This is a genomic window from Weizmannia acidilactici (genome assembly GCF_008974185.1).
GTDB classification, from domain to species: domain Bacteria; phylum Bacillota; class Bacilli; order Bacillales; family Bacillaceae_C; genus Weizmannia; species Weizmannia acidilactici.
On the sequence record NZ_BKZP01000014.1, the window covers coordinates 1 to 25593 of the forward strand.

Here is a 25593-nt window from a genome sequence, read left to right on the forward strand (position 1 = left end):
TCAAATATCGAAGGTTGAGAGGGACCTCCCGCAAAAACTTGACTCACTCCACGTGCCATTAACACTTGCGGCTGGTAACTCAGCGCAATATCTACTTGATTGGCGGCGACAAGTTTTAATGGGTCGTTTGTATCAGACGGCATTTTAATGCTGACATCCAAGCCCTGTTCTTTAAAATACCCCTTTTCCTGCGCAACATAAAGAAAAGAATGGACAGCATTTGGATACCAGTCGAGCATAATGGTTATTTTTTGCAAATGATGTTTTGATGTGTGGTCTGCCCGGCTGCTGCAGGCACCCAATATCAATGCAAGCGCAGCCGTTAAAATCCATAGTTTTTTCATTGGAAAGCCCCCTTAAGCCTTTGTTCTGTATTTCAAAATGCTTTTTTCGATCGCGTAAACGAGCAAAAATAATATCATGCCGAGCGCGGACAGCAGAAAAACAGCAGAAAAGACAGCTCCTGCCTGCAAATATCCGGACATCCGCCTGCTGAAATAGCCGAGCCCTGCGTTTGCCCCGAGCCATTCCCCGATCGTAGCCCCGGTAACGCAATAAACAATGGATAATTTCAGCCCGGACAAAAATGAGGGAAGCGCCATCGGAATATGGAGCTTTCGAAAAATCACCCACGGCCCGGCGCCCATTGTCCGGAACAGGTTTTGATAGGCGGAATCAACAGCTTTTAGTCCGTCAAAGGTACTGATCACAACCGGAAAGATGGCCGTTAAAATAATAATGGCGACTTTGCTCCAAATCGTGTAACCGAACCACATCATAAATATGGGCGAAATCGCAACGAGCGGTACAGTTTGCGAGATCACAAGAAATGGATAAAAGATTTTTTCCGCTGTTTTGGAAACATACATGATGACGCCAAGCGCGACCCCGCCCGCAACGGATAAAATAAACCCGATGCAAACTTCCTCCAATGTTACAGGCAAATGCACGGCGACTAATTGCCTGCGGTTTGCCATAAAAGATTCATAGATTTGGGAAGGGGAGGGCAGGATAAAAGACGGGACAAACCCTTTCTGTACGATCCACTGCCATCCGCTGATTATCACGATCGTAACAATACAAAACAGCCCGTAATCTTGCGCCCATTTTTGCCACTTCATTTACTCGACCCCCTTTGTTGTGCATGATTCACCGTTTGGGCCATACTCCTTCCGCAAATAAAAAACCGCCCAATTCCGGAGAAATGAGCGGCCGTAATGTCACATTATGTACTCACTTCCCTCCGCTGGTATGATCCAGATCAGGTTCAAAGGGTCCGAAGCATGGTGCCCCGTCTCAGCCAGTGGCTCCCCTAGTGAAATCATGCATATTTTATTCGTTTGGAATATAAGCAATTATAGCATAATCAATTGAAAATCGGAATGGTCAGCTGGAATAAATGGCCGGCAGTAAATTTTCCGGCCGTATGCGTAATTGTTACTTTTGCATTGAATGTGTGAGATTAAGGCCTTTGTCAGATGATTTATTCCTAAGTTCAATCTCAATTTGTTCAAGGCTTTTCCCTTTAGTTTCCGATACTTTTCTTATTACAAAGATAAATGCTAAAACACCCATAATGCCATAAACGATGAACATCGTGCTAATGCCAAATTGTTCTATTAATTTAGGAAAAGTTAGTGAAACAATTAAGTTCGCAAGCCAGTTTGCTACACTGCCGATCCCCATGCCGATTCCACGGATTTTAAGCGGGAATATTTCCGACAACATGACTCAAACAACCGGCCCCCAAGTTAATGAGAAAAAAGCAATATAGACAGCCAGGCATACGACTGTAGTCCAACTGGCGGCAGGGGACGAGCCAAGCAAAGCGCTTACAATACCAAGTATAAATAAAGCGATCGACATCCCGGCATTTCCAATGAGTAAAAGCGGTTTTCGACCAACTTTGTCAATAATGAGAACAGCAACGGCTGTTATGATGACATTGACGATCCCGATTCCAACGGTTCCTAAAATTGCAGCAGAATCACCGAGACCGACTTTCGTAAATGTTGTCGGGGCGTAATAAAGGACAGTATTGCATCCGATAATTTGCTGGAAGACAGCCAGTCCGATGCCGGCGATTAGAGACGGGCGTACCCATGCTTGTTTTACTTCTTTGAAACCGCCTTGATTTTTTTCCAGTTCATTTGCAAGTTTGATTTCTTTGATTTCTTCTTCAACGCCTTGGTTTTTCCTCATAAAGTTTAAAATAGACCTGGCTTCCTTTTCCATTCCTTGTTTAAGCAGCCATCGGGGACTTTCTGGCAGAAAAAACATTCCAATCAGTAGCAATAGACCGGGTATGAATGCAAATCCCAGCATCCAGCGCCACCCTCTAGAAGCAGCAAAGGCGTAGTTGATAATATAAGCCAGTAAAATTCCGACCATAATCATCAGCTGGTTTAGGCTTGACAATGCTCCGCGGATAGCAGTCGGTGCCATTTCCGATAAATACATTGGCACAAGCGCAGATGCACTTCCAACTGCCAATCCAAGTATGATTCTAAAAAGGATTAAGATCCCTGTATTTGGGGCCAGTGCCGAACCTAATGCACCGATACAAAATATTGTTGCAGCAAGCAGGACAACCTTTTTCCTTCCCCATCTGTCTGATAATGCCCCGCTAATCGCTGCACCAATCATACAGCCGAATAAAATGGAACTAACGACAACCCCTTCTGTCCATGATGTTAAGTGTAAATCTCTTTTTATGAAAAGAAGGGCGCCGGAAATTACCCCTGTATCATAGCCAAACAACAAACCGCCTAATGCTCCGAAAAAATAAATCAGGCCATTATTTATTTTAAACTTCATTTATTTTCCCTCCCAAGTTTTGAAAGATCAATTGGTTTTCCTTAAATCAAACAACTGGTGATTGATCGCAACGGTATGCGGATATACATCTTTATATACTTGGTAAAATGCCTGATAGCGGCTGACATTCTCAGGTATCGGTTCGAATGTTTGGCCTGGTTGGATAAAAGCTTCTGTGCAATCTTTTAAAGACGGGTACCAGCCTAATCCGCTTGCGGCGATCATGGCGGCTCCCATACCCGGGCCTTGTTCGTTCTGCAGTTTGATGACTGTCGCATTAAAAACATCGGCCTGGATTTGCAGCCATAAGTCGCTTTTGGCGCCACCGCCGATCGAAATGACCGTGTCTATTTTCTTTCCGTAGTTGCGGAAAATTTCAACACTTTCATGAATCGAGAACACAATGCCTTCAATCACTGCGCGGGCAAAATCTCGTTTCGTATGGGAACTGTCTATTCCCGTAAATGTGCCACGGATTTTTGCATCTGCATAAGGTGTCCGTTCCCCGACAAGAAAAGGGGTAAAAATCAGCCCGTTGGCGCCGATTGGGGAGAGCGCGGCTTCCTCTAATAAATCCGTAAACGGCTGGCAATTTGCGAATGTATCTTTAAACCAGGACAAACTATATCCGGCAGCCAAAGTGACGCCCATTGTGTAATAGGAATCTTTTTGCCCGTGGTTAAAGAGATGTACTTTACCGCCGAAGTTTTTGTTTTTATCTTTTTCATAAGAAAGGAAAACACCTGATGTGCCGATACTGCAGAGTGCTTTACCTTCTTCTAAAATCCCCGCACCGATTGCGCCGCAGGCATTATCCGCCCCGCCGGCAAATACTTTCACGTCCGGGGACAAACCGCATTTTTCTGCGATTTCAGGTATTAATCTCCCAACTTCGTCTTCTGTTTCCACTAACGGCGGGCAGATTCCAGACGGGATATCAAAAGCGCGCAGGATATCCGTGCTCCACGATTTGTTTACAATATCTAAAAGCAGCGTGCCGGCTGCATCGGAATAATCCATGCCAATTGTTCCGGTTAACCGGAAACGGAGATAATCTTTCGGCAATAAAAAGACCCGTGCTTTTTTTAAATTTTCCGGTTCGTATTTCTTCACCCAAAGGATTTTTGGAAGCGTAAATCCTTCCAAAGCGGGGTTTTTCGTAATTTCAAGCAGTTTGCCGCCCAGCTCCCGTTCGATTTGTTTGCATTGTTCTGTCGTTCTTGTATCATTCCATAGAATGGCATTGCGGATGACCCGGTAGTTTTCATCGAGCAACACGAGGCCGTGCATCTGGCCGGAAAAGCTGAGCCCTTCAATATCATCCCGGGGAACTTTAGATTCTTCCACCAGTTCTTTTAAAGCCTGGACTGTTTTTTCCACCCATTCTTCCGGATCCTGTTCACTGTAGCCTGGCCGCGGTTGGATTAATGGATAGGGTTTTGATACGGATGAAACCACCCGGCCGTTCTGATCGACAAGCAGCACTTTCACTGAACTTGTCCCTAAATCCACACCGATAGCATATTTCATGGTAATCTCCTCGCTAAAATAGACCCGGTCGCCCTTTAGGCAGGCCGGATCCATATTTTTAAGCTAAAGCGCCTTGATACGCTTCTTGGACAATATAGTGGTTCAGTGTATTTTTCAGTTGTTCCAGCCTTCCCGACTGGTTAGTGATTTCTTTTTTGTCCAGAATATAGTTTTCCAGAGATTTGAAGTCGGCTCTGCCGGAAACGATATCGGCCCCAATGCCTTCTTTGTAGCTGCTATAGCGTTCTTCGATAAAGTCATCGAATACTCTGTCTTCAATCAGGCGGTTGGCAACCTTTAAGCCGAGGGCGAAGCTGTCCATGCCGGCGATATGCGCATAGAACAGATCTTCCGGTGTAAATGATGTCCGGCGCGTTTTTGCATCAAAGTTCAATCCGCCCCTGCCAAGGCCGTCGTTTTTCAATACTTCGTACATGGCAAGTGTTGTGGAATAAAGGTCTGTCGGGAATTCATCCGTATCCCACCCAAGCAGCGGATCACCTTGGTTAGCATCTAAAGATCCCAGCATGCCGTGCGTCCTTGCGACACGGATTTCATGTTCAAAAGTATGTCCGGCGAGTGTCGCATGGTTGGCTTCCAAATTCAATTTAAAATCTTTATCCAAATCATAGGTTTTCAAGAATGCAATGGCGGTAGCGGCGTCAAAATCGTATTGGTGTTTCGTCGGTTCTTTCGGTTTCGGTTCAATTAAGAATTGGGCATCGAATCCGATTTCTTTTGCATAGTCGACAGCCATATGGAAGAATCTGGACATATTTTCTTGTTCCAGTTTCATATCGGTATTTAATAAAGTTTCATAGCCTTCACGCCCTCCCCAGAATACATAGTTTTCAGCACCTAATTCTTTCCCGATTTCCAGTGCCTTTTTCACCTGGGCGGCAGCATAAGCGAATACATCTGCATTGCATGAACTTGCCGCGCCGTGCATGAACCTTGGATTGGTGAACATGTTTGCTGTATTCCAAAGCAGTTTTACCTTACTTGTTTTCATATAATCTTTAATCATTGCAACGATAACGTCTAAATTTTTGTTTGTTTCTCTTAATGTATCGCCTTCAGGGGCAATGTCGCGGTCATGGAAGCAGAAGTAAGGGTTTCCAAGTTTTTCAAAAAACTCAAACGCCGCTTCTACTCTTGCTTTCGCAAGATCCATGCCTGAGAAACGATCCCACGGGCGGACTTTTGATCCTGCGCCGAACGGGTCAGTCCCTGCCTCAGTAAAGGTGTGCCAGTATGCAACCGAGAAGCGCAGATGTTCCTCCATCGTTTTGCCGGCGACGACTTCTTTCGGATTGTAATGGTTAAACGAAAGATCGCTTTTTAATTGTTTACCAGAATAAGTGATTTTGCTGACGTTTGGAAAATATGCCATTGCTGCTTCCTCCTATAAAATTTTGTAAACGCATACATAGGGCCCTAAAAAATATTGGGTGATTACTTTGTTTAACAGTTAAACTAAGTATGTGTTTATATTAGCACGATCGTTTGAAAAAAACAACCGAATTTCGATATAATTTTGATATAATAAATAAAAAAGCGGCGAATTCGTTTATTGGACATACGAAATGGAGAGATGCATTCTAATGAATACAGCTGATCAAACTTTTATCAAAAACCAGAACCAGCGGGTGATTTTAAATGAAATCGTAAGACATGATCAAATTTCCCGTGCTAAACTGGCGAAAATCACAAGATTAAATAAAGCAACGATTTCCTCACAGATTTCGTCGCTGATTGAAAAAAACTTAGTGAAAGAAATCGGAACGGGATTATCCAGTGGGGGAAGAAAGCCGGTCATGCTGGTGTTTAATAAAAATGCCGGTTATGCCATTGGTGTGGATATAGGGGTAAACTATATTTTAACGGTTTTAACGGATCTGGAAGGTGGCATGATATACAGCGATTATTGTGAAATTGAGGATCCTTCATTTGATATGGTGAAATCGGTTATCATCGAAAGGATACGGCTTGTTGCAAGCAAAGCGCCTTCATCACCGTATGGGATTATTGGGATAGGCGCCGGTGTCCACGGGTTCGTAAACCTCCAGCAAAAGGTGCTCTTTACGCCAAATTCCAGATGGCGGAATGTGGATTTGAAGCAACTTTTGGAAGAGCATTTTGACTGCCCTGTATGGGTGGATAACGAAGCAAATGCCGGGGCTTACGGCGAAAAATTGTTTGGTGCCTTAAAGCATTGCAGCAACGGCATTTATGTCAGCATCGGAATCGGTATCGGTATCGGCATCATTGTAAATGATCAATTATACCGCGGTACGGAAGGTTTCTCGGGGGAAATGGGCCATATGTCCATTGATTTTAACGGCAGGCAGTGCGGCTGTGGCAATAAAGGCTGTTGGGAACTTTACGCGTCGGAAAAAGCATTTTATGATCAATTATGTAAAGTGAAGAACAAGCAGCGGATCACCTTGGAAGAAGCAACCAAGTGTATTCGCGAAAATGACAGTGAAACTATCCGGGAGCTCGAAAAGTTAGGGTGCTATTTGGGAATCGGGCTTACCAATATTATTAATGCATTTAACCCCGAAGCGATTGTACTTCGCAGTAATCTGATCCAGGCTAACCCGATTGTATTAAATGCTATACAAAGCACGATTACATCCAGAGTATCGAAATATGTCCGCCAAAATCATCAAATCTACTTGTCCCAATTAAATCGGAACGCGACAGCCATGGGGGCAGCGGCTTTTATTGTGCATGACTTTCTGATGGAATCCGAACAATTGTATGGGAATTAAAGAAAAAAGGGCTGGCCCGAAGCTCCTTTTAACCGGGAAATTTTGCCTATAAGGCTTCTGTTTCAAGGGGAAAATTTTCCCTAAGTGTCTATCGAAGCTCTTAAAGGGGGATTGTTCCAAAAGCTAATTGACGGCTGGACATCCCTTTTTCCTAAAATTCATTTTAAAAAGACAAAGCAGTGACCAGCCTCCCCGAAGTGTCTAATTGGGGCTGCTAAATAGACAAATGTCGAGCCCGCATTAAACGGTTCAAAGATTGCTCAAAAAGACAAACGGTGCACAGCCGCGCCAAAATGTTTCAAAGGAAAATAAGCAAAGAGTTTTCTAATAACCTCATGCGTTTAACGCTGAAGCATCCGCTCCAATGCCAAAACGGCATCACTGGCAGTCACTTCATCGACTTTAATGACATTTGTTTCTTTGCCTTCCATGATATTTTCCAGCGACCAGAGGAGATGCGGCAGGTCGATCCGGTTCATCGTCAGGCATGGGCACATCACCGGATTAAGTGAAATTATTTTTTTATCCGGATGGTTTTTGAACAGGCGCTGCACGAGGTTCATTTCAGTGCCGATTGCCCATTCGCTTCCGGCAGGCGCTTTTTCGATCGTTTCAATGATGTATTTCGTTGAGCCGTTCAAGTCCGAATGGGCAACGACTTCGCGCGAGCATTCCGGATGGACGATGATTTGCATGTCCGGAAATTTTTTGCGCACAAATTCAATATTTTTGACGGTAAAATGCTCATGGACGGAACAGTGCCCTTTCCATAAAATGACTTTAATGTTTTCAAGCGCACACTCATAAATCAGTTCATTCCGGATCGGGTCCCAAACCGCCATATCCTTTAAATCGACTCCTAAATCATAGGCGGTGTTTCTGCCGAGATGCTGGTCCGGCAAAAAGAAAATCCGTTCCTTTTGGGTAAACGCCCATTCCACCATTTTTTTCGCGTTCGAAGAAGTCACGGTTGCGCCGCCGTTCCGCCCGACAAAGGCTTTAATGGCTGCAGTGGAGTTCACATAGGTGAGCGGCAGGATCGTGTCACCAAACAGCTGCTGCAACATGTCCCATGCCCGTTCGGTTTGGTGAATATCGGCCATGTCCGCCATTGAACAGCCCGCACGCATGTCGGGGAGGATGACGGTTTGTTCGTCTGATGTTAAAATATCCGCCGTTTCCGCCATAAAATGCACGCCGCAGAACACAATATACTTGGCATCGCGGTTTTTTGCCGAGATTTGTGCAAGCTGTAGCGAGTCGCCGGCTGCATCGGCAAACTGGTATACTTCTTCGCGCTGGTAATGGTGGCACGGAATAAAAAGTTTGGCGCCGAGTTCCTTTTTGATCTCCCAAATCCTTTTTTCCATTTCATCCTGTGTAAGAGATTTGTATTTTTCCGGCAATGTCTGCACCTGCAAGGTTTCCAGCAAGCTCATAAAAGAACCTCCTTTGCATTTTCAACGCTCGCGCTGATATCGAGCGCCTGATAAGAATGGGTCAAAAATCCGAGCGAAATCCAATCGACCCCGGTTTCGGCATAACAGCGGATATTTTCCATCGTAATACCGCCTGATGCTTCGGTTATGATGTGGCCTGGGACAAGGGAAATCCATAATTTGATTTCTTCCGGCGTGCGGTTGTCGAACATAATGATGTCGGCACCGGCTTCAATGGCTTCCAGCAGCTGTTCTTTCGTTTCAATTTCGACTTCAATTTTTACTGTATGCCCGATATTTGCTTTCACTTTTTGCACAGCTTTGGTAATGCTGCCGGCAAATGCGATATGGTTGTCTTTCAGCATGACGGCATCGTACAGGCCGCGCCGGTGGTTGAAACCGCCGCCTGCTTTGACGGCATATTTTTCAAGCATTCTGAGCCCCGGGGTCGTTTTCCTTGTATCGCAGATCCTCGCGCGGGTTCCTTCTGTTTCGCGGACGGCGGCATGTGTCGTTGTGGCAATTCCCGACATACGCTGGAGTAAATTCAGGATGACCCGCTCGCCGGCAAGGAGGCCCGCAATCCGCCCGTGGATTTCCGCAAGCACCTGGCCTTTTTCGATCGGGATTCCGTCTTCCGCATAAATGTGCGGTTCAATTGCGTTGTCAAGGAGCCGGAATCCTTCTTCGACAACGGCTTTCCCGCAAAAAATCCCGCTTTGTTTTGCGACAAAAGTCAATTTGCCTTTTTGCGAAGGCGGAAAAATATATTCCGTATTGATATCGCCGTCCCCGATATCTTCCATGAAAAAATATTTAAGCATGGATTGCAGTTTGAGCCTGTTCATGTAAACCTCTCCTTTTGGCTATGCCGTTTGCTTTCGAATGGATGAGATGCACGCCTTTCCACTCCTCCCGTTCTTCCGGGTAATCCGCGCGAATATGGGCACCTCTCGACTCCGTCCGGGAGAGCGCTGATTGGGTGATCAGAAAACTGTTTGTAAACATGAATACTTTTTCAATTTCTTCCCTTGATAGATGATCGAGCGAGAAATCAGAAAAAGTATCTGCCTCCAATGCTTTAAACCATTCCAGATGGGCTTGCAATGCAGCTTCGTTCCGGATGATGCCGGCTTTTTCCATCATTTTTTTCTTTAACTCGTCCGTGTCTAGAAACCGGACTAGTTCCGGGATTAATGGAGGGCGGCTTTCTTCAGGGGTTTTATCAGGGGTCCCGGCCGGAGCCTGTCCGTTCAAAAATTCCGCCAGCCGCTTGCCGAATACAAGCCCTTCCAAAAGGGAATTGCTTGCCAGTCGGTTTGCGCCGTGGACGCCGCTGCAGGCTACCTCCCCGATGGCATACAGTCCTTTTACTGTTGTCCTTCCATATGTGTCGGTGAGAATGCCGCCCATAAAGAAGTGGCTGCCCGGTACGACAGGAAGGAGGCCGGAATGGATATCCACCCCATTTTGTCGGCAAATTTCCGTAATTGTCGGGAATCTTTTTTCAAAGTTTTTGATTGTCTTGATATTTAAGAATACCTTTTTCCGTTGTTTTAAAGTTTGGTAGATTTGGTAGGCGACGATATGTCTCGGCGCAAGGTCTTTTAACGGATGGGCGTTTGCCATGATGGGATTGCCGTCTTCGTCAACAAGCACCGCCCCTTCCCCGCGCACTGCTTCGGACACGAGCCCTTTAGCACCACAGCCGGCAAACAAAAGGGTCGGATGGAACTGGACAAATTCCATATCCGCCAGTTCCGCGCCTGCCCGGTAAGCCATGGCGATGCCGTCGCCGATGATTTCCGGATGGTTCGATGTAAAAGGATACAAGCTTCCGAGCCCGCCCGTTGCAATGACCGTGTGCGCGCCGAAATAGCGGCGGATTTTGCCGCTTGCCGTTTTCGTTTTGACCCCGATGACACTTCCGGATTCCGGTGATATCAGCAATTCAAAAGCCAGTTCATGTTCAATGACTTGGACATTTTCGCCGAGCTGTCCGAGAAGATGCTCGATGACATACCTTCCTGTCGCATCCCCGCCGCAATGGAGGATGCGGTGCGCCGTGTGTGCGCCTTCCAGCCCCAAATCAAGCTCCCCGTCCGGCAGCCTGTCCACGGGAAGCCCGCTTTTGATGAGAGCTTTGGCAGCGGCGGCGCCTTCTTTTACAAGCTTTTCCACTTCTTTGTCAGCGTGGTGGAAACGCCCTGCTTTGAGCGTGTCTTCCATGTGGAATTCGAAGCAATCTTCCGGCGAGAGGACGGCTGCAATCCCTCCTTGGGCTTTATAGGAATTGCTCGTTTTCTTTGCCGACTTTGTAATGATGGTTACATTGAACCGGCCGCTCAGATGGGCTGCCAATTGCAGGGCCGCAATCCCGCTGCCCAGAATAATGATATTTTCTGCCATAGTGATCTCCTTACTTTACATCTGTCTTGACACTTATATTTGCACAAAATTAAACTAATGACAAGTACTTTTTATTGGGGGATTACGATGCATTATTTTGATTATGCGGCAACGACAAAGATGAGCGGGTTGGCACTTGAAGCGTATATGGAGACGGCTAAACATTTCTATGGGAACAGCGAAAGCCTGCACGATATCGGGACGAATGCGCATGCGGTGTTGGAAAAATCGCGGGCGCTGATCAGCGGATATCTCGGCATCCCGGCCGAAAGCATATATTTTACATCCGGGGGCACGGAAGGGAATCTATTGGCAATCCTTTCGTTGGCAATGGGCGCGGCTAATAAGGGAAAACATATTATTTCTTCAATGGCGGAACATGCGTCTGTCCATTCGGCGCTCAGTTTTTTGGAACAGCAAGGGTTTGAAGTCACGAGGATCCCTTTTACAAAAAAGGGCACGCTTCATTTGGACAAGTTAGAGCAGGCGATTCGGCCGGATACCGTGCTTGTTTCCATCCAGCATCTCAATCAGGAAATCGGTACAATCCAGCCGATCGGGGATATTTCCCGGATCGTTAAAGGAAGGGGCATTTTGTTCCATTCCGACTGCGTGCAATCGTTTGGAAAAGCGGATTTAAACAGCATCATTCCTTTTGTGGACAGTATTACGGTCTCCTCGCATAAAATTCACGGGCCAAAAGGCGTGGGGGCGGTGTATATCCATCCTTCCTGCGTGGTAAAGCCGGTTTTCTCGCACCTGTCGCACGAAAAAGGCATCCGTGGCGGGACCGTAAATGTGCCTGGCATTGCGGGGTTCGCCGTTGCGGTGGAAGACATTTCCATTGAGCGTGAACGGGACTGGGCATTTCGGAATCTATTGAAACAGGCGTCTGGCGGAATGGTTACTTTTATTGAAGGGGCTCCTGAGGCTCAGCTCCCCTCTTTGGTTGGATGCATGATCCCGGGTGTGCAGGGGCAGCTTGTTTTGCTCGAATGCAACAAAGCGGGGTTTGCCATTTCGACAGGCAGCGCTTGTCAGGAACATCACGAAGGCGGCAGCAAGGCGGTAGAAGCGATGGGATATCCGAAAGAAGTATCCGACCAATTTTTCAGAATCTCTTTCGGGCGTTATACCACAAAAGAAGAAGTCGTTTTGCTTGGGAAGACGTTGAAAAAGATTGCTGCTGTGTATGGGAAAATACGGTATCCGTTTGGTATTAAAATATAGTTCTGTCCGAGGACCCTTTTTAAAAAGATTACTCCGCTTCTTTAATCGTTATAAAGAAAGTACAAATAGACAAATCTGCGCTCCGAGACAGAGGAAATGTCTTTTAGAAAGCTTTAAAGAGACAAAAGAGAGCAGTAAGGCAGTGTGAATGACTCTTAGGAAGCGTCAAAGAGACAAAAGAGAGGGGATGTAAAATATTTAGGAAAACGGCCTTGAAGGCATGATGTTCAGCACTTCCATGAAAAAATACAGTACAGAAGGTTGAAGGAGTGAAAGAAGATTAATATGGACCAGACGGAAAGGCACGGCAGAAACGAACCGGTGCATGCACGCGGCAGGAAAAAAGTAGCAACCAGGTCCCTGTATTAGTTGTATGTATGGAAATGGATCCATGATGGCAATATAAAAGGGCTTGTAAATTTTGCTGCTGCTTTTATTACCGGAATGACGGCAGATTTGGCGGTGGGCATCAGGTAAAACAGAAGGCACCTGTTTCCTGATGGCACATTGGTGACAGTGCTGGTGATTTCCATGGTGTTAAGCACTTCCGCCCCATGGTATCAGGCAGCAGTGACTACACTGGTTGCATCGGTTCAAAACATTTATTTGCGGCACGGAAGCCGGTCTTTAACGGCTGCATTCGGGCTGTTTGTTTCGATCCTTCTGTTCCACAGCAGCCAGAGCTGGCGGGGCGGGCTGCCGCTTTTGCCATCATCAATGGTTTTATGATTGTCAATAAGTTTCCGCAAGTCCTGTCATTCTTAAGTGTTTATTTTTGTTATTTATTCTGGTTGAGGTTACTCAGTTAAGTGAAGTAAGCGGGGTTTTCAGGGATCCATATATCCAATCCGTGTTGTTTCTTTCATTCATCATGCTGACAGACCCTCCGACATCCCCGGCAAAGTATAAATGCCAGATTTTTTTGGCGTAATTGCCGCCGTTGTCAGTGTAGCGGAATATTTAGTTTTTCAGGACGTATCGTTTTTGCTGGCCGGATTGCTCGCGGCGAATATTGGAAGAGCGTATTCATCCGCAGTCCTCGGAAAACGCCGAAAGCTGTACTGCAATAATGAAGAGTATTAAAGCGCAGCCACTCGAATTAGCAAGTGAAAGTACGAGCATTTCTAAAATGACTTTGTTTCCAAATTTTCAATAACGGTTTGTATAATAAAAATGCAGAAAAGTTTTTCCAAAAATCGGAATGTGCAGCTGAAAGGTGGAAAAAAGATGGTGCATATTACAGTCATTGGCAGTTGTTCCATGGATTTGGTCGTCACTGCAGAGAGAAGGCCGCTTGCCGGCGAAACCGTTATCGGAAACTCTTTTCAAACTGTGCCTGGCGGTAAAGGGGCAAACCAGGCAGTGGCCGCGGCCAGACTCGGGGCAGAAGTGACGATGGTCGGCCGGGTTGGGGATGATGTGTATGGGGAAAAAATCCTTGAAAATCTGCGTAAAAATGGCGTCAATATACAATTTATGATGCCGGTTGCGAATTGCGCTTCGGGAACGGCCCATATCACATTGGCAAAGGGGGACAACAGCATCATTTTCGTAAAAGGCGCAAATGATTTTGTCACGCCGGAATACTTGGAAAAAACGGAAGAAGCCGTCACTAGTACTGATATCGTTTTGATCCAGCAGGAAATCCCTGTGAAAACGGTGGAGTATGCGGCCGAACTTTGCAGCAGGCACCGGATCCCGCTTTTGTTAAATCCGGCCCCGGCCCGTTCGGTTTCGGGGGAACTCATTGGACGGGCTGCTTTTATTACGCCGAATGAACACGAATGTGATGTGCTGTTTAACGGAATGCCTCGTTCGGAAGCTTTAAAGCAGTTTCCCAATAAGCTGATCATTACAGAAGGGAAAAATGGCGCCCGCTTTTTCAACGGGAGCCGGGAAATCGTTGTTCCGGCTTTTCCGGTTGAAGCCGTGGATACGACAGGGGCGGGGGATACCTTTAATGCCGCTTTTGCCGTTGCAGTGGCAGAAGGGAAGAAAATGGAGGAAGCCCTCCGGTTTGCCAACCGCGCGGCATCTTTGTCTGTGACAAAATTCGGGGCGCAGGGGGGAATGCCGTTTAGGGAGGAATTGGAAAAACATCGTTAAAAAGGGCTTCCCCAAAAGCCCTTTTTATGCAAGGAATCCAGGAGAAACAAGGGCCTATCCTGGATAATAAAGATACATTTCCTGATGCAGAAGCAGTGAAGCGGCTTTTAGACAGAAAGTTTCCGGCACGGATAAATGTCAAAACTGCATCGTGTGCCGCTCTTTATTCCTTCAATTCCTCTTTAAACTTTTCTACGACATTTACCATCGCCATCATCTCGACATCCCCCTCCTGATGTTTCCGTAAAGAAACAGTGCGGTTTTCCATTTCTTTTTTGCCGTCGACTTCCACTCTAAAATCATGGGATTCTAACACGGCTTTGATTTCCTCCGCATAGCCGAGCTGCACATCTGAAATGGAGGCGAACCTGCCCAAAATGATAAAGACAGCAGCACCGATTCCGATGGCAACAATCGTGACGATTGATCTTCTGTTTTTTGCACCTGTTTTTCCTCTCTTGATTATTTTTGTAAAATTAAAAAAATATTTACTGATTATAAACAATTTTCTGCGCTTTTCGGATCGTGATATGCCATTTGGAGCCTGTTTCAATATGGTAGGCTTTGGCAAAAGAGCCTTGGTTGATCGCGATGCCGAGTTTGTACAGTGAATTGATATACAAAAGCGGCTCGCCGACATGGCTGTCAGCAAAAGAACGGCCGAATGTCATGATATTTTTGTAGTGCTGGCGCGATTCATTGAAGATGGTGACTTCAAAGGAATCGCCGTAGTTCACGCCCAATTGCCTGAACAATCCGGAGTCGATATTCGTCCATAAGTTGCCGAAGCGGACATCGAGCGTGTCGATGGTTCCTTCAATGACGCCGTCTTTGAGTACCGAGTCTTTTTTCGGCAGTTCAATAATGGTGTCAACCAGAATTTCCGGGCCTACCTCTTCAAACGTAATGACCCCCGCCGCCAGCCTTGCCCCAGTGTAGGCATATACATCGCGGCCGTGGAACGTGTATGATTCCTCGGAATTCGGGAGCCGGTTGACCGTTTCATCAATTTCCCGCGCGGCAACAATGTTTTTCTTCATGTGGGTGAGGGTGCCGTTATCCGGTGTAATGATATAATGATGGTCCGCTGTTTTCACAGCGATACTCCTCCGGTCGGAACCAACGCCGGGATCGACTACGCTCACAAAAACGGTTTCTGCCGGCCAGTAAGAAACGGTCTGGTACAGCCGGTAAGAGGCTTCCCAAATATTGTAAGGCGGGATTTCATGGGTCAAATCAAAGATCCTTAACGACGGTTCAACAGAGATCGCCACCCCGTTCATGGCACATACAGCACCGTCGCACAGGCCAAAATCTGTTTGCAGTACCAATGGTTTTGTCATTTTGATTCCTCCTGATTGCAAATAAAAAACCACACCCTTAATCTTTTAAGGGCGTGGTTAAAATCGGACGCGGTACCACCTTAATTCGCTGTTTACTCGCATAAACAGCCTCAGCCAGTACGAAAGCACAAAAGCTCTTTATACTGCGGCGCTTTTAACGAGCGCTCCCCCCGCCGGAACCTACTTGCTTTCTAAAAAGCTTTCAGCACGGAACTCCAAGGCCATTTTTCCGGTCCGTCCTTTTGCTTCTTTTCAGCTCCCGAAGCTCTCTGTGAAAATTCGTGAACCGTACTTTCCCTTTTCATCGTTTTTTCAAATAAAGCTTAAATTTATTATAGACTTTATAGTTTGAAAGTTCAAGATGGAAAATTTGATAAAATACTTTTTCGTTCCCATTATTCCTGGCGCTTTTCGAAAAAAATTGTTCTCCGCACGCAGTTTGTACTACATTACTGTAAGTATTTGATCGTACAGAAAAAATGAACGGTCCCCAGGTGGCTCCGCCGTGCCTACGGCGAAAACCTTTCTATTGCATTTTTATGGCTTACCCTGCATAAAAAAGAATTGAAATGTTGCAGAATAAGAGGCCCTGCTTATTTTGTTACCGTTGCCAAGGAGGCGTCTGATGCCGTAAGTGATCGCAGCATCAATATTCCATTTTCAACATCATCTTTTTATGTAAAATGTTCTTCCTTCTTTTAGTACATAATTTTCTTCAGATTTGACTGAAAAAAGTTGACAAATTGGTTTGAAAATTTTATTATGAAGTTATTTAATTTTTATAATGTTGGGAATCCATACAATATTGGAAATCTTCGGGGGTGGTGCGCTGAATTTCAGAAGATGAGGAACTGCAACCGGCCGATAAAAATAAGTATTCAGGGAGGTATCACGTTGAATCAGACGATCGGGAACCAGTTGGACATGCTTTCAGTGGGAAAAGCGCAAAAAAGGGCAACTGCGGTAATTGGATTAGGGCTGTTTTTTGAATTCTTTGAGCTTTTTCTTGCGGGTGTACTATCCAGCGTATTAGGAGAAGAATTTCATGTATCCGCCTCACTAATGCCTTTGCTGCTTGGTTCCAGCTTTTTGGGGATGTTTATCGGGGCCATTTTCCTGAGCAATATTGCGGATCGTTACGGCAGAAAGCGGGCTTTTATGCTGAATGTAGGCATTTATAGCTTTTTTACTCTTTTCATTGCATTTAGCCCGAATGTCGGGACGGTTATCTTTTTCCGATTTTTGGCGGGAATGGGCCTTGGCGCGCAGCCGGCGTTATGCGATACATATTTAAGTGAATTGATTCCGTCGGCGAAACGTGGGAAATATATTGCCTGGGCTTATACGATTGGTTTTCTGGCCGTGCCGGTTGAGGGATTTCTTTCCCGCGCACTTGTGCCTTTAAGCCCATTTGGGATGGAAGGATGGAGATGGGTATTCATGATCGGCGCAGCCGGGGGAGTTATCGCCTTAATGGCGGCCCGTGCCCTGCCGGAGTCTCCGCGCTGGCTTGCTTCTAAAGGGAGAATTCGGGAAGCAGGTGCAATGCTGGAGAAATTCTGGGAAGGCGGGAAAGGGGTAGGACCGTTTCCGGAAGTACAGGCAGAACCTGCGGATAAAGCGCCACAAGGGAATCTATTGGGCGCGGTTTTCCAAAAAAGATTCCTTAAAAGTACGGTTATGCTTTATATTTTTCAAATCTTTCAAACGGTCGGTTACTTCGGCTTTGGTACGCTTGCACCACTTGTATTGGCATCAAAAGGATATACTGTCACCCATTCACTTGAGTATATCGCACTGTCATTTATCGGATATCCGCTCGGTTCATTGCTTTCTGTCCCGCTGATTGAGAGAATGGATCGTAAGTGGCTGGTCTGCCTTTCAGCTTTTTGTATGGGCGTATTTGGCATTTTATTTGGGATCGGCGGATCGCCTTCTTTGATCATTGTGTTTGGATTTGCATATACGCTTTGCAGCAACATTTTTTCAAATGCTTTTCACGTGTTGCAGGCGGAAATTTTTCCGACCGAAATCCGGGCGAGCGCTACCGGAATGGCGTACAGCATCAGCCGCATCATGAGTGGGTTAATGCCGTTTGTGCTGCTTCCGGTGCTGGAAAATGAAGGTGCAGCCGTGATGTTTGTCATTGTTGCGGCGGCAATGCTCATTGTCATATTGGATATCGCACTGCTGGCACCAAAAACGACAGGGCGTCCGCTCGAAAATATAGGGGATGCGTATGATCCGCATATGATCGGGGAAACCGGGATGCGCTTCTCAAAATAACGGGTGCTTGCGGGGTAATCCCATTTAACATGATTTTTCCCTTGAAACGGCTCTTATCGGCGGTCTAAGGTCCGTTATGCCATAATCTTTGCCCTGAAACGAACTTTAGCATCTGTTGAAGTGGATGTCCCAAAGTCAGTAGATTTGAGAAAAAAATGGGGGCTGCCTATACGATCAACAGTAAGCAGGAGCAGGCGCCGGAAGCGATTAAGGAAATCACAAAATGCGGCGCGCATGTATCCATTGATGCGCTTGACGTTGCCGATGCAATTTTAAATTCGGTGCTGTCATTGAGAAAAAGGGGGCAGGCAATTGCAGCTTGGAACTATCCACAGAGCAAAAACGGCTTGCCTGTGTTTAACCAATTGCATTGCAATTGGTCGGCTCGCTTGGCATGCCGGCGCCGCATTATCCCCATATGCTTGAAATGATCGGGGCCGGGAAGCTGAATCCGGTGCAGCTTGCCACAAAACGCATTTCTTTAAATGAAGCGGGCGCTGAGATCGAAGTAATGCCCCGTTATGAGACATGGGCGTAACGGTGGTCAACCGGTTTGATTAAGATAGGAAGTTTGAAAAGCTTCAAATAGCGGGCAGTTTTGTTACAGAAATGAAGGGGAATGATCAGTGGATTTTACGTTATCGGACGAACAAAAAATGATTCAGCGGACAGTACGGGAGTTTGTGAAAAAAGAATTGATGCCTTTGGAGCAGGATGTTTTAAAAATGAGTGCGAGGGGAGGCCGGGTCTTGAGCCGGGTGTGTGTGATCAAGGATTTGCAAAAAAAGGCACGAGCTTTTGGGGGATCAAACGGCAGAGAAAGAACTGCTCGTATATTGTCAGGAGCATCTCGCGAAAAACAAGACGCCGAAGAAAATTGTGTTTTTGGATACCCTACCGCGCAACGGGGTAGGAAAAATTTTGAAAATGCAGTTGAGAAAGATGGCAGCGGATGTTGTGTTTTAATCGTATCGGTGTTGTTTTTTGTGGAGGAAACCGCCGGCGGGAATACCCCCGCCGCTTCCTGTTACTGTGCCATGATTCCCATCGGCCCGCTCCGGTAAAAAATATTTTCCCTGCTTAGTCCAAAATAACGCAGAAATTCTTCAAAATAATCTTCAAAAGGTTCCCCGTTTTTCACCAGCCTGTCGATATGCTTGGCAATGCCGACAATTTCGGAGATCATGAGCTGCGGGTTTTTGTGATGGCTTTCCCGGTAGTAAAAGATTTCTTCATATACGATTTCACTTGGGACGAGTCCTCTTTTGATGGCAGACCGCGTTTTTTCCTCGCGTTCTTCAATTTTGCCAATATATTGTTTGAGCTTTTCTTCGTATTCTTTTCTTCCTACCACCCCTTTTTGGTGGGAAGTGATGAAAATGCGTGCATCGGTTTCCAGCGTTTTTTGCGCGGAAGCAATAAATTCATCGATATCCGAATCGGCATTGTTATACCACGGGCCGAAAGAAGTCAGGTCAAAATCGCCGGCAAAAAGGACGCCGTGTTCCGGAAAATACGGGCAGCAGTACCCCTGTGTATGGCCGGGCGCATGGATCATGACCATTTTTGTGCCGAAAACATCCAGTTCTTGATCATACGGATACCATTTTTCCACAAGGTTCATGACTGGCTGCCAGTGCGGCCGGTTCCAGTTTTCGGGCGGTTTTTCAAACAGCTGTTTCATCCACTTTTCTTGATTGTGCGGGTCGGTGGGGTTGAGCATTCCGCTTGCCTTTGTCAGCTCTTCTGGATCGGAAAGTTTTTTCACGTCATAAGGGTTAATGAGGAGCTCTGCATCCTTAAAAAGATACGCACCCCAAATATGGTCAAGATGATAGTGTGTGAGATACACAGACCGGACGGAATAGGCATTTTTGATCTCATTTAAAACTTGATATCCGCTCCCGCAGTCGATGAGGGCAGCGCCGTGTGTTCCTTTCACGAGCAGCGAGGTGCTGAACGGGACGCGGCTTCCATTTTCTCCTGGAATGACAGTAAGCGGCCCGATTTTTGTAAACGACATGTATAATCCTCCTCAACAATGAATGCTCATTCATTATTTTTATCATAATCGAAAAGGATTGTTCTGTCTATTTCAAAAATATTTTCACCAGTCTGCCCATATATCCTCTCATAAACCCTTGCAAATCATATCCGCCATCGTGCAGGCACCAGTAATAGATGACGCCCCTTGCTGCGATAAAAAGGTATTCCGTGATTTCGTCCGCGGGTATGTCCGTACAAATTTTCCCGGCGGCTTGCCCGGCTTCGATGATTTTTGTGAGGGCCTGTTGCATGCCGCGCCCTTTTTGGATGAGCAGGCGGTTTTCGACATGGTAAAGCTGTTTCACGACGCTGACTCCGGTTTTTTCATTGTATTGGGCGTAAATCGTAAAAAATTCCACAATTTTGTGGTAAAAGTCCAGATTTTCCAACCTGTCGCGGACCTGTTCCGCGAAAAATAAATCGGCGAGGCTGTACATCTCAATGAGCAAGTCGTTTTTGGATGGGAAATAATGATAAAATGCGCCGACGGAGACACCGGCCTGCCGGCAAATTTCCCCGATCTTGATCTCTTCATAACCCTTTGTTGCGATCAGCTCCATTGCCGTTTGAAAAATATGGTTCTTCGTTTCGATGGCCTGTTTTTACCTTTTCGTTAACGGTTTCCCTTCCATCATGTATTCCCCGATTTCTTTATGGTATGTAAAAATAAATTTCAAAAGCCGGACTTGTCAATGATTTTCACAGTATATGTGAAAACATTCACAATTTGTCCACCGATTTTTCTGCATGGCTATTTTATAATGAGTGTGTTCACCGAATCCGTTCGATGAAAATGAAACATCGAGGAGGATATTGAAATGAAGTATAAAAAGCTCTTTGAAACCGTGAAAATCAGAAACTTGGAATTGAAAAACCGCTATGCGATGGCGCCGATGGGACCTCTTGGATTGGCCGATGCGGAAGGCGGATTTAATCAACGCGGGATCGAGTATTATACTGCCCGTGCGCGCGGGGGGACCGGGCTGATTATTACCGGTGTGACCTTTGTTGACAATGAAGTCGAAGAACACGGGATGCCGAATGTGCCGTGCCCGACCCATAATCCTGTCCACTTTGTCCGGACTTCCCGGGAAATGACGGAACGCATCCATGCATATGATGCAAAAATTTTTCTGCAGATGAGCGCCGGTTTCGGTAGAGTGACGATCCCGACAAACCTGGGCGAATATCCGCCTGTCGCGCCGTCCCCGATCCCGCACCGTTGGCTCGATAAAACGTGCCGGGAATTAACGGTGGAAGAAATCCGCTCGATTGTCCGCAAATTCGGAGACGGGGCGTACAATGCAAAACGTGCCGGCTTTGATGGGGTGCAGATCCACGCTGTCCATGAAGGATATTTGCTCGACCAGTTTGCGATTGCGTTTTTCAACCACCGCACGGATGAATACGGCGGTCCGCTCGAAAACCGCCTCCGCTTTGCAAGGGAAATTGTGGAAGAAATTAAAAAACGCTGCGGTGAAGACTTCCCTGTTACGCTCCGCTTCAGCCCGAAAAGTTTTATCAAAGACTGGCGGGACGGGGCGCTGCCGGGCGAAAAGTTTGAAGAAAAAGGCCGCGATTTGGAAGAAGGCATTGAAGCGGCGAAATTGCTTGTTTCTTACGGGTATGATGCACTAGATGTCGATGTCGGTTCGTATGATTCGTGGTGGTGGAGCCATCCGCCGATGTACCAAAAGAAAGGGCTTTATATCCCGTATGCAAAACTTGTGAAGGAAGCGGTTGATGTGCCGGTCATTTGTGCCGGGCGTATGGACAACCCTGACCTCGCTTTGAGCGCACTGGAAGACGGGGCATGCGATATTATCAGCCTCGGCCGCCCGCTTCTTGCCGATCCGGATTATGTCAATAAACTTCGTACCGGGCAGGTCGCAGATATCCGCCCGTGCCTGTCATGCCATGAAGGCTGCATGGGCCGGATCCAGGAATATTCTGCTTTAGGCTGTGCGGTTAACCCGGCTGCGTGCAGGGAAAAAGAAGCGGCGCTGAAACCGGCGTTAAGAAAGAAACGCGTCTTGATCGCAGGCGGCGGCGTGGCCGGATGCGAGGCCGCCCGCGTGCTTGCACTCCGCGGCCATGAACCGGTCATTTTTGAAAAATCGGACCGTTTGGGTGGAAATCTCATTCCGGGCGGTGCGCCTGATTTTAAAGAGGACGACCTTGCTTTGGTGGCCTGGTATGAACATACCCTTGCAAAACTTGGTGTCGAAATCCACTTGAATACGACGCTGACCAAAGAAGAAATTCAGGCAGCCGATGTTGACGCTGTTTTGATTGCAACAGGTTCCAATCCGAAAATTTTGCCTTTGGGAGATCAAAACAAAGTATTTACAGCAGAAGATGTGTTGCTTGATAAGGTAGACACAGGTGAGAATGTGGTTGTTGTCGGCGGCGGTCTCGTCGGCTGCGAGCTTGCCCTGCACCTGGCGGAAAAAGGAAAAAAAGTTTCGCTCGTGGAAATCCAGGACAAATTATTGGCTGTCAACGGCCCGCTTTGCCATGCCAACTCGGAAATGCTGGAAAGGCTTGTGCCGTTTAAAGGCGTGGAAGTCTACACTTCTTCCAAAGTCGTGGATACGACGGAAAAAACGGCGGTTGTCGATGTGAACGGGGAACTGAAGGAAATCGAAGCAGATAGCATTGTATTGGCAGTCGGCTATACATCGGAAAAATCGCTTTATGAGGAATTGAAATTTGACATTGCCGACCTTCATGTCATCGGGGATGCGCGCAAAGTCGCGAATATCATGTATGCCATTTGGGATGCATATGAAGTGGCAGCGAATTTGTAAGGTTTATCGGAAATAGGAGCTACTCCAAGAAAACCCATTGGGAAAATGATTTATCCCAATGGGTTTTCTTCGTTTCGTTTTTCAAAGGGGCCTTTCGCTGATTCCTCTAACTTTTCTGTTTATTTCTCCGGGATTACCGCTGAGAAAATAAGAACGTAATGTTCATGTTAAAATGATTTACAGAAAGGAGCTTTTTTTGGTGGGCAAATGGTTTCCTTATGTATATGACTTCGGAATGAAGCCGCTGAAAGCAAAAAATTCATAAAGATCAGGGAACAGCTTTTGCAAAAGCGATAGGCCGTGTGCCCGAAATCGGCTCCGGTTCGGGCATTAATTTTCCGCTCTACCGGAATGTGGAGCAGGTCGACGCCATTGAACCGGACAAGGAAATGCAAAAGAATGCGAAACAGCGGCTTGAAGCTGCAGCTGTTCCCATCCATTGCCACGAGATGCGCGCGGAACAGCTCGATTTTCCGGATACTTCCTTTGATACGGTCGTGTCCACATTCGTTTTCTGCACAATTCCGGATCCGGAGAAAAGCTTGAAAAAAATCAGATGGGTCGGCAAGCCCGGTACTGTTTATCTTTTCTTCGAGCATGTGAAAATGGAGCAGCCAATGCTTGCGAAGGCACAGGATCTGTTGATGCCGTTTTGGAAAAGGATCTGCGCCGGTTGCCACTTGAACCGCAACACCTTGCTCATGATTGAACAGGTCGGTTTCCAGATGCACACGGTCGAAACCTACTACAAAGGCTTATTACTCACGGCTGTCTGCATGTAACGGAAAAAAGGAGCTGTCCCAAAAACTCCTTTTAAGCAGGAAAACAAATCGTTAAATCATTTTTCTCTCTATATATATTGATGATCGCTAATTTCTAAAATTCCTGCGGGAAAAGCGAGCAAGAAGAGACCCCTTGTGCGAGTAGGCTCGCGATGGAAGCGGAAAGTGGGTGAATTTCGCGATCATCAACATTCTCAGATAACATTACCTTACATAAAAAAGGGGGCCCCAATCTACCGACTTTTGGGATAGCCCCTTCTTGTTTAAAGTGGCTTTCGGCCTTAAGGCACCATCCATGACAAGACGTTTGATTGCAGGAAGGTTAACAGGCAAATGATGAGCAGCAGGAACAAACTGTGTTTGACGGTAAAGCGCAGCAGCTCCGATTCTCTCCCAATCAGTCCGGTTGCGGCGCAGGCAACAGCGATCGACTGCGGGGAGATCATTTTTCCGGTGACACCGCCGGACGAATTTGCGGCGAGTGCCAGGAGCGGGTTCATGCCTACGGATTGGGCGGACACTTGCTGGAGCGTGCCGAACAAAACATTTGAAGAAGTGTCCGAACCGGTGATAAAGACGCCGAGCCAACCGAGCACCGGTGAGAAAAACGGGAACATGACGGAAGTTTTTGCCAAGGCAAGGGCCAGTGTCGTGATCATGCCGGATGCATTCATCACATAAGCAAATCCGACGATAAACAAAATCGTAAGGATCGGAAACTTCAACTCTTTTAAAGTGTCAAAGAAAACGGTAAACCAATCTTTCCAGGAAATTTTTAAAATAAATTTCGCCATGATGGCAGCGATAAAAATTGCTGTTCCCGCGGTGCCGAGCAGGTCCAATTTATACATGGCGGCAATCGGGGTGTGCGAACCATTGATGATATGGTTGTTTAAAAATGGCACATCCGGGCTGAACGAAGCAGCGCCGCCGATTGCATTCAATGCTTTTAAAACCGGGTTTTCCCCTGCATACTGCCCTGTGAGCGCCAGTTTGATCTGCGGGATGCCCCAGATCGTGATAAAAATGGTCAGCACAATAAACGGCGACCATGCTTTTGCAACTTGCCCTGTTGTATGGGAAACCGGCTGCGTTTCCAAGGCGGCTGCCGCTTCTTCATGTTTAAAATAGAAAATATTTTTCGGTTTCCAAAATCTTAGGAAGGCCGCCAATGTAATTAACGATACGAGCGCGGATAAGACGTCCGGCAGCTCAGGCCCCATAAAGTTGGACGTGAAAAACTGTGTCAGTGCAAACGACAGGCCGGATACGAGCAGCGCCGGCAGGACTTCCATTGCTTTTTTAAACCCTGCCATTACGATGATCAAATAAAGCGGAATAAATATCGAAATGAGCGGCAGCTGGCGCCCGATCATTTTCGAGATCTCGAGCGCCGATACGCCGGTCGGGCCCGCCATGGCAATGACCGGCGAACCGATTGCGCCGAATGCCACCGGCGCGGTATTGGCCAAAAGGCAGATGCCGGCTGCATAAAGCGGGTTGAAGCCGAGTCCGACTAGCAAAGCGGAGGTAATCGCGACCGGCGCGCCAAACCCGGCGGAACCTTCCAGAAAAGCACCGAATGAAAACGCAATCAATAATGCCTGCAGTCTTCTGTCTTCCGTGATGGACACGACCGAGTTGCGGATCACGTCAAACTGGCCGGTTTTCACGGTCAGTTTGTATAAGAAAACCGAATTGATGATAATCCAGGCGATCGGGATCAGGCCATACACAATACCCTGGGTGGCCGACATGACCGAAAGCACGGTTGGCATTTTGTAAACGATTACAGAAATTGTCAAAGCAAAAACCAAGGTGAAAAAACTGGCGAGATGGGCTGCCATTCTTTTGATTGCTAGTGCCCAAAAGAAAAACAGGATCGGAAATGCGGCAATCAATGCGGACAAAAATAAATGCCCGTGGATCGGAATAAAATTTTGCACGTAATTCAACACCAAACACTCCTCTTCGAAAAAATTTCCCACAAACATCCCCATATTTGTGTTATTAGATGA

The 25593-nt window shown here is 46.7% G+C and carries 22 protein-coding genes, 1 pseudogene, 1 riboswitch and 1 other annotated feature; of the genes and pseudogenes, 10 read left to right on the plus strand and 13 right to left on the minus strand.

The genetic code is table 11. From position 1 onward, the window contains the following. The 5 genes and pseudogenes from BpJC4_RS07655 to xylA form a co-directional block, all read right to left on the minus strand. Positions 1–344, minus strand: a 344-nt coding sequence (locus BpJC4_RS07655) for an ABC transporter substrate-binding protein (RefSeq protein ID WP_172968351.1), incomplete at its 3' end; no start/stop codon positions are given. Between the two features lie 12 nt (positions 345–356). Further along, on the minus strand, positions 357–1121 hold the full coding sequence (locus tag BpJC4_RS07660) for an ABC transporter permease (RefSeq protein ID WP_061574234.1): 765 nt from the start codon (positions 1119–1121) through the stop codon (positions 357–359). A gap of 100 nt (positions 1122–1221) precedes the next feature. Further along, a riboswitch (TPP riboswitch) is annotated at positions 1222–1324 on the minus strand. Positions 1325–1437: 113 nt separating this feature from the next. Then, positions 1438–2817, minus strand: a pseudogene (locus tag BpJC4_RS07665) (sugar porter family MFS transporter). 27 nt (positions 2818–2844) lie between these two features. After that, the gene (gene xylB / locus BpJC4_RS07670; protein ID WP_061574232.1) at positions 2845–4347 is read right to left on the minus strand and encodes a xylulokinase; all 1503 of its coding nucleotides are present in this window, start codon (positions 4345–4347) and stop codon (positions 2845–2847) included. A 58-nt stretch (positions 4348–4405) separates the two neighbouring features. Continuing rightward, entirely contained in the window at positions 4406–5740 is a 1335-nt protein-coding gene (gene xylA, locus BpJC4_RS07675; protein ID WP_151680571.1) for a xylose isomerase, read from the minus strand. A 211-nt stretch (positions 5741–5951) separates the two neighbouring features. Between xylA and BpJC4_RS07680 the strand changes: the two genes are divergently transcribed. Next, positions 5952–7124 carry an ROK family transcriptional regulator gene (locus BpJC4_RS07680; protein WP_151680572.1) on the plus strand — a complete coding sequence of 391 codons (1173 nt, stop codon included), beginning with the start codon at positions 5952–5954 and terminating at the stop codon, positions 7122–7124. A gap of 341 nt (positions 7125–7465) precedes the next feature. On the opposite strand, the gene nadA is transcribed toward BpJC4_RS07680, so the two are convergent. The 3 genes from nadA to nadB are packed head-to-tail and all read right to left on the minus strand — an operon-like array spanning position 7466 to position 10972. Then, positions 7466–8563, minus strand: coding sequence for a quinolinate synthase NadA (gene nadA / locus BpJC4_RS07685; RefSeq protein ID WP_151680573.1), 1098 nt, complete (start codon positions 8561–8563; stop codon positions 7466–7468). Further along, positions 8560–9411, minus strand: a complete 852-nt coding sequence (nadC, locus tag BpJC4_RS07690; RefSeq protein ID WP_151697738.1) for a carboxylating nicotinate-nucleotide diphosphorylase — start codon at positions 9409–9411, stop codon at positions 8560–8562. Before nadC ends, nadA begins: the two co-directional genes overlap by 4 nt. After that, entirely contained in the window at positions 9380–10972 is a 1593-nt protein-coding gene (nadB, locus tag BpJC4_RS07695) for an L-aspartate oxidase (RefSeq protein WP_151697739.1), read from the minus strand. The genes nadC and nadB overlap by 32 nt, the downstream gene beginning before the upstream one ends. Positions 10973–11059: 87 nt before the next feature. Between nadB and BpJC4_RS07700 the strand changes: the two genes are divergently transcribed. The 4 genes from BpJC4_RS07700 (at position 11060) to rbsK (ending at position 14308) form a co-directional block, all read left to right on the plus strand. Next, the gene (locus BpJC4_RS07700) at positions 11060–12202 is read left to right on the plus strand and encodes an IscS subfamily cysteine desulfurase (protein WP_151680576.1); all 1143 of its coding nucleotides are present in this window, start codon (positions 11060–11062) and stop codon (positions 12200–12202) included. Between the two features lie 510 nt (positions 12203–12712). Further along, complete coding sequence (locus BpJC4_RS07705; protein ID WP_151697740.1) at positions 12713–12931, plus strand: hypothetical protein; 219 nt, start codon at positions 12713–12715, stop codon at positions 12929–12931. Between the two features lie 180 nt (positions 12932–13111). Next, positions 13112–13285 (plus strand): hypothetical protein, encoded by a 174-nt coding sequence (locus BpJC4_RS16120; protein ID WP_172967500.1) that lies wholly within the window; start codon positions 13112–13114, stop codon positions 13283–13285. A 144-nt stretch (positions 13286–13429) separates the two neighbouring features. Next, positions 13430–14308 carry a ribokinase gene (gene rbsK, locus BpJC4_RS07710; protein ID WP_151697741.1) on the plus strand — a complete coding sequence of 293 codons (879 nt, stop codon included), beginning with the start codon at positions 13430–13432 and terminating at the stop codon, positions 14306–14308. 163 nt (positions 14309–14471) lie between these two features. Here the strand turns inward: rbsK and BpJC4_RS16305 are convergent, their stop codons facing one another. Continuing rightward, positions 14472–14813: a hypothetical protein gene (locus BpJC4_RS16305; protein WP_216643712.1), complete on the minus strand. Its 342-nt coding sequence runs from the start codon at positions 14811–14813 to the stop codon at positions 14472–14474. Then, a complete protein-coding gene (locus BpJC4_RS07720) occupies positions 14797–15651 on the minus strand; it encodes an SAM hydrolase/SAM-dependent halogenase family protein (RefSeq protein WP_151680578.1) in 855 nt (284 codons plus the stop codon). Before BpJC4_RS07720 ends, BpJC4_RS16305 begins: the two co-directional genes overlap by 17 nt. A gap of 44 nt (positions 15652–15695) precedes the next feature. Beyond that, positions 15696–15965: a binding site (T-box leader), on the minus strand. A gap of 580 nt (positions 15966–16545) precedes the next feature. On the opposite strand from BpJC4_RS07720, the gene BpJC4_RS07725 reads away from it, so the two are divergent. The 3 genes from BpJC4_RS07725 (at position 16546) to BpJC4_RS17115 (ending at position 19001) form a co-directional block, all read left to right on the plus strand. Next, positions 16546–17937 carry an MFS transporter gene (locus BpJC4_RS07725; RefSeq protein ID WP_151680579.1) on the plus strand — a complete coding sequence of 464 codons (1392 nt, stop codon included), beginning with the start codon at positions 16546–16548 and terminating at the stop codon, positions 17935–17937. A gap of 155 nt (positions 17938–18092) precedes the next feature. Then, complete coding sequence (locus BpJC4_RS07730; protein WP_151680580.1) at positions 18093–18368, plus strand: hypothetical protein; 276 nt, start codon at positions 18093–18095, stop codon at positions 18366–18368. Between the two features lie 195 nt (positions 18369–18563). Then, positions 18564–19001 (plus strand): hypothetical protein, encoded by a 438-nt coding sequence (locus BpJC4_RS17115; protein WP_371862172.1) that lies wholly within the window; start codon positions 18564–18566, stop codon positions 18999–19001. On the opposite strand, the gene BpJC4_RS07745 is transcribed toward BpJC4_RS17115, so the two are convergent. Together BpJC4_RS07745 and BpJC4_RS07750 are read right to left on the minus strand one after the other, a co-directional pair. Beyond that, complete coding sequence (locus BpJC4_RS07745; protein ID WP_151697742.1) at positions 18965–19960, minus strand: MBL fold metallo-hydrolase; 996 nt, start codon at positions 19958–19960, stop codon at positions 18965–18967. The two genes, BpJC4_RS17115 and BpJC4_RS07745, sit on opposite strands and share 37 nt — an antisense overlap. A gap of 67 nt (positions 19961–20027) precedes the next feature. Further along, positions 20028–20576 (minus strand): TetR/AcrR family transcriptional regulator, encoded by a 549-nt coding sequence (locus BpJC4_RS07750; protein ID WP_308689742.1) that lies wholly within the window; start codon positions 20574–20576, stop codon positions 20028–20030. Between the two features lie 225 nt (positions 20577–20801). Here BpJC4_RS07750 and BpJC4_RS07755 point away from each other — a divergent pair, with 225 nt between their 5' ends. Both BpJC4_RS07755 and BpJC4_RS07760 read left to right on the plus strand, forming a co-directional pair. Beyond that, on the plus strand, positions 20802–22793 hold the full coding sequence (locus tag BpJC4_RS07755; RefSeq protein WP_151697743.1) for an oxidoreductase: 1992 nt from the start codon (positions 20802–20804) through the stop codon (positions 22791–22793). Between the two features lie 302 nt (positions 22794–23095). Then, entirely contained in the window at positions 23096–23575 is a 480-nt protein-coding gene (locus BpJC4_RS07760; protein ID WP_253693627.1) for a class I SAM-dependent methyltransferase, read from the plus strand. A 281-nt stretch (positions 23576–23856) separates the two neighbouring features. Here BpJC4_RS07760 and BpJC4_RS07765 read toward each other — a convergent pair whose 3' ends face one another. Next, a complete protein-coding gene (locus BpJC4_RS07765) occupies positions 23857–25530 on the minus strand; it encodes an L-lactate permease (protein ID WP_151680584.1) in 1674 nt (557 codons plus the stop codon). Between the last annotated feature and the right edge of the window lie 63 nt (positions 25531–25593).